Source organism: Streptomyces caelestis (assembly GCF_001279005.1).
GTDB classification, from domain to species: domain Bacteria; phylum Actinomycetota; class Actinomycetes; order Streptomycetales; family Streptomycetaceae; genus Streptomyces; species Streptomyces heliomycini.
Genome location: NZ_LGCN01000072.1, coordinates 1 through 447, shown reverse-complemented (window position 1 = coordinate 447; position 447 = coordinate 1). Strand labels below are relative to the sequence as shown.

The window sequence follows — 447 nt, the reverse complement described above, 5'->3', positions numbered from 1 at the left end:
GCCCGACGGGCGATCGAGCGCGACGAGGACGCGGTCGCCGGCTGGGTGAAGGAGACCTGGCCTCGGGTAAAAGGACCGCGGCGTCGCTCGGCGGCCGGATCGTCTTCGAGGACGAAGCCGGTTTCTCGATGACGCCCCCCGCCTCCCGCACCTGGGCCAGGCGCGGGCACACGCCCGTGATCCGAGTGAGGGGACGTTCCCGGCGCCGGTTCTCGATCGCCGCCCCGGCCTGCTGCAAGCAGGGCGAACGCCCACGCCTGGTCCTCCGGCCCAAGCGGCACATCGACCACAAGCGCGGCGGCCGGCGCAGCTTCACCCGGACCGACCACCGCGACCTGCCGACCGCCTCCCACCAGCAACTCGGCGCCCCGCTCGTGCTCGTCTGGGACAGCCTCAACGTGCACCTGGACGCCCGGCTGCGGGCCTTTATCGACACCCGCGACTGGA

At 72.9% G+C, this 447-nt stretch carries 1 pseudogene; it reads left to right on the top strand.

The annotated features are described in order from the left end of the window. A pseudogene (locus ADK41_RS06840) lies at window positions 1-447 on the top strand (IS630 family transposase); the annotation flags it as partial.